Origin of the sequence: Acinetobacter sp. UBA2063 (assembly GCF_002333245.1) — a bacterium.
Classification (GTDB): Bacteria; Pseudomonadota; Gammaproteobacteria; order Pseudomonadales; family Moraxellaceae; genus Acinetobacter; species Acinetobacter parvus.
Genome location: NZ_DDAH01000252.1, coordinates 1 through 4,989, shown reverse-complemented (window position 1 = coordinate 4,989; position 4,989 = coordinate 1). Strand labels below are relative to the sequence as shown.

Genomic DNA, 4,989 nt, shown 5'->3' with positions numbered 1-4,989 from the left:
GGCGCCAAATAAGTAAGGTGCCCACCACCATCAACCGAGAGTTGATCATGGGCTTTTTTCTTAAATTCATTCAGAATCTTTTCATCATCACAATGAATCCATCGCACGGTATGTACATTTACAGGCTCATAAATACAGTCCACCTTATATTCTTCTTTTAGACGATACGCAACCACATCAAACTGTAACACACCCACCGCACCCACAATCAGGTCATTGTTGATTTGTGGCATAAACACCTGTGTCGCGCCCTCTTCCGACAGCTCTTTCAGGCCTTTCTGCAATTGCTTGGACTTTAACGGATCACGTAAACGCACACGGCGGAACATTTCAGGGGCGAAGTGTGGAATCCCCGTAAAATGCAGGTTTTCACCACTGGTAAAGGTATCGCCAATCTGGATGGTGCCGTGGTTATGTAGACCAATAATGTCCCCAGGCCAGGCTTCTTCCAAATGCTCACGCTCACCCGCCAGGAATGTCAGGGCATCACTGATACGGACGTCTTTACCGATACGCACATGATTCATTTTCAAGCCTTTTTCATATTTACCTGAGCAAATACGCATAAAGGCAATACGGTCACGGTGTTTCGGGTCCATGTTGGCCTGAATTTTAAACACGAAGCCTGTAAAACCCTCTTCATTGGCATCGACAGTACGTTCCTGAGTTGGATGCGCCTTAGGTTCTGGTGCCCAGTTGATAAAGGCATCCAGCACATGGTCAACCGCAAAGTTACCCAATGCCGTACCGAACAGCACAGGGGTTTGCTTGCCTTGCAGAAACAGCTCGCGATCTAATGGTTCATTTGCCATCTGTACCAGCTCAAGTGACTCCTCAAAAGAGGCCCAGGCCAATTCGCCGACTTTTTCACGAATATCCGCATGGTCATAACCATCACGCACTTCAATATCAGTAATGGTTGAACCAAAACCTGCTTTATACACATAAAACTTTTCTTCGATCAGGTTAAACACCCCAGCGAAGTCACGACCTGTACCAAGCGGCCAAGTGATCGGCACACATTTGATTTTGAGAACGTTTTCAATTTCATCCAACAGCTCTAAAGGCTCACGGATTTCACGGTCCATTTTGTTGACGAATGAAATGATGGGTGTGTCACGCATGCGACACACTTCCATCAGTTTAATGGTACGTTCCTCAACGCCTTTTGCACCATCAATCACCATTAAGGCAGAATCCACGGCAGTTAAGGTACGGTAGGTATCTTCCGAGAAGTCTTCGTGTCCTGGGGTATCCAGCAGGTTGATGGTGTGCTTTTTATAGGGAAACTGCATCACCGAGGTGGTAATCGAAATACCACGTTCCTTTTCCATTTCCATCCAGTCGGATGTTGCGGAACGGTCAGACTTACGGCTTTTCACCATTCCCGCAACCTGAATGGCCTTACCCCATAACAGCAGTTTCTCGGTCATGGTGGTCTTACCCGCATCGGGGTGGGAAATAATCGCAAAGGTGCGTCGCTGGGCAACCTGTGCCGCTAGTTCATCTTTAAAACTCATGAGAAAAATCTACAATATGTACACAGTTATGTACACATTTCTAAATATGTACTAAAACTGAAAAAGTGGGAATTCAAAATTGGCGTAATTGTAGCAGATTTAGAGTTATATAGGCATAGTGGGTCATCCAGTCGCTCATATGGGTTTGAGCCATCTAGTTTTATACACTCAATCTATATCTTTGCTTTGGACTTTTTGGTTTGTCTGAAATTGTACGTTCAATCAACCCTGCCTCTATAGCTGGATTAAGGTAATCCTGTTGGATAGTGGGATAAGCCCAGTAAAGACATTACTTCTATCAAACTATACTCTTCTTGCCCCATAACTGAAACAAAGCATTGAACATGATCACCAGCTTGTACGGTAGCTTGATCGGTATCATGTACGGTGACTTGATCGGTTGCTGATGAATTCTAAAATGACATCAAAAATTATTTTTCAATCCAAGCCCTTAATAAGGAGCAGAACAACCTACTCCTTAACCTTATATCAACTTGTCCAAGCATTCGATAACATTTCAGCCTGCTTCATAACTAACTCAATAGCCTCTGCCGCTTTGTCAGGTGGATACTTCCAACGCTGTAAAGTACGTCGTACCAAGATTTTAAGCTGGGCACGTACACTATCTCGAACTTGCCAATCCACAGTCGTTGATTTGCGCAACTTCTCGGTAATCTCTCGGGCAATTTGCTTGAGCGTATCATCACCCAATTCACGCACCGCACTTTCATTATTTGCTAAAGCATCATAGAAAGCGATTTCATCAGGGTTCAAACCTAGCGACGCTTCACGTTCCATTTCAGCTTGAAAGTCTTTCGCCATTTGTATCAGTTCTTCAATGACTTGAGAGGTTTCAATCGCACGGTTATTATATTTCCTTAGAGTTTCCTGCAAACGGTCAGAGAAGCGTTTCTCCTGCACAAGGTTATTACGCGTTTTTGCCTTGATACCATCATTCAATAATTTTTCTAATAATTCGACTGCCAAGTTACGATATGGCATCTGCCGAACATCTTCTAAAAACTCATCCGACAGTAAGCCAATATTAGGTTTATCTAAACCACAAAGTGCAAATACATCTGCCACACCATCAGCAAGGACAGCATTATCCAAAATTTGTTTAAGCGTACTATCCTTTTCAGCTTGCGATAATTTACGATCCACAGAAGTATGTTTACTGATCACGGCCTTAATGGCTGAATAAAATGCAATTTCCTTATGTAATGTCTTGGCTTCATCCAAGGTACCGCACAATGAAAAGGCTTTATTAATTGTAAGTACTAAATCTAAAAAGCGTTTTTTGCCATCTTTCAAACTCAGCACATAGTTGGCTGCTGGAATAATCAGTCGATGTGCTTGTGTTTCATAACTGCTTAAATCCAACCCAGTTTGGTCAGTGGTCTTGGCAAACATCCCACGAATGGCATCCATTTTCTCAGCAAGCACGGCATAGGCTTCTTCCGCACGTAAAGTCGGTTCACCTTTACCCTTTGCATCGGTATAGGTTTTTAATGCCTGCTTTAACTCATTGGCAATCCCAATATAATCAACAACCAAACCACCTTGCTTGTCTTTAAAGACACGGTTTACTCGTGCAATGGCCTGCATGAGGTTATGACCTTTCATTGGTTTGTCGATATACATGGTATGGGTACAGGGTGCATCAAAACCTGTCAGCCACATATCCCGTACAATCACCAACTGTAACGGGTCATTCACATCTTTAAAGCGTTTCTCAAAGCGTTTTTTAGTTTGCTTATTATAGATATGGGGTTGCAATAACGGTTTATCCGATGCCGAACCCGTCATCACAATTTTGATTTTGCCTTTTTTCGGGTCATCATCATGCCAATCTGGGCGCAGAGCAATAATTTCATTATACAAATGCACGCAGATTTCACGACTCATGGTCACAATCATGCCTTTTCCTGCTGTGGCTTCAGTACGGGCTTCAAAATGTGTTACCAAATCCGCAGCAATCTGTTTCAGGCGTGGGGTTGCACCCACTAACTTTTCTAAGCGACTCCATTCACCCTTGGTCTTCTCACGACTACCGACATCTTCTTCATCTTCCACCACCTCATCAACTTGATCAGAGAGTTCCTCAATTTCAGCCTTATTAATATCCAATTTTGCCAAACGGGATTCATAATAAATTGGCACAGTTGCGCCGTCCTCGACCGCATCTTGAATATCATAAATCGAAACATAATCACCAAAGACAGCTCGAGTGTCTTTGTCTTCACTGGAAATTGGCGTACCTGTAAAACCAATAAAAGCTGCATTCTTTAAAGCATCACGCATGTGCTTGGCATAGCCAAATTTATAAGTCCCATCATTAGACAGTTTGGCTTTGAGTCCATATTGGCTACGGTGTGCTTCATCAGACATCACCACAATATTGTGCCGACCATTCAGCAATGGATGTTCAGTTTCTCCATCAAGCAAAGCAAACTTTTGTACCGTGGTAAAAATAATTCCGCCTGATTCACGTTCAGCAAGGAGTTGTCTTAGCTCATCACGATTATTGGCTTGTACTGGCGTTTGTTTTAATAATTCCTGTGCCTGACTAAAGGTTTCAAAGAGTTGTCCATCTAGGTCATTACGATCAGTCACAATCAATAAGGTAGGATTCTGCATTGCAGGTTGTTGAAGCAGCTTCCCAGCATAGCAACACATCGAGATACTTTTGCCTGAACCTTGGGTATGCCAAACCACCCCTGCTTTTTTATCCCCTGTAGGATTCGATGCGGCAATAGTCGACTGAACAGCTTCACGCACTGCATGGAACTGGTGATAACCCGCAATTTTTTTAATGGTAGCGCCTGCGGCTTGTTGAGAGCCACCATCAATTTCAAATAAAATAAAGAAACGGATGTAATCGAGGAATAACCCACGATCAAAAAAGCCTCGAATAACGGTTTCAAGCTCCCACTCCAACTGCGGCTTATCATCTTCATTTTTAATGGTACGCCACGGCAAGAAACGTTCTTGACTTGCTGTTAATGAACCGACCCGAGCTGTAATCCCATCACTTACCACCAATGCTTCATTAAATACAAACAGATCAGAAACTTCTTCTTTATAGGTTTGTAGTTGATTTAACGCATCCCAAATATCTGCATTTTCATCGGTGGGGCTTTTTAGCTCAAGTACAGCAAATGGTATACCATTAATAAAGCAGATAATGTCAGGTCGTCTTGGTTGCTTTGTACCTTGGATGGTAAATTGATTAATGGCAACAAAGCGATTTTGGTAAATATGATTAAAATCGACCAAAAATGCATGGTCATTGACCCAGTCATCTTCTTTTTTATAACTGACGGGTACACCTTCCAGTAACATGTGGTGAAAAGCACGGTTATTGGTGATTAAATCCAGACTTTCAGGCTTAGTGAGTTTTTGTAAAACCTGCTCAAAACAGCTCACTGGCAAATGTGGATTTAAGCGTTCAAAAGCAGTTTGTAAA

Annotated in this window: 2 protein-coding genes and 1 pseudogene; all 3 read right to left on the bottom strand. The window is 42.7% G+C overall.

Annotated elements, in window-relative coordinates; translation table 11 throughout:
* Nucleotides 1-1,520: peptide chain release factor 3 (locus B4H32_RS11950; protein WP_286803240.1), on the bottom strand; the 1,520-nt coding region annotated here is incomplete at its 3' end.
* Between the two features lie 160 nt (nt 1,521-1,680).
* Nucleotides 1,681-1,933 (bottom strand): annotated as a pseudogene (locus B4H32_RS11945) (Fic family protein); the annotation flags it as partial.
* A gap of 76 nt (nt 1,934-2,009) precedes the next feature.
* A partial coding sequence (locus tag B4H32_RS11940) for a type I restriction endonuclease subunit R (protein WP_286803237.1) occupies nt 2,010-4,989 on the bottom strand: 2,980 nt, incomplete at its 5' end.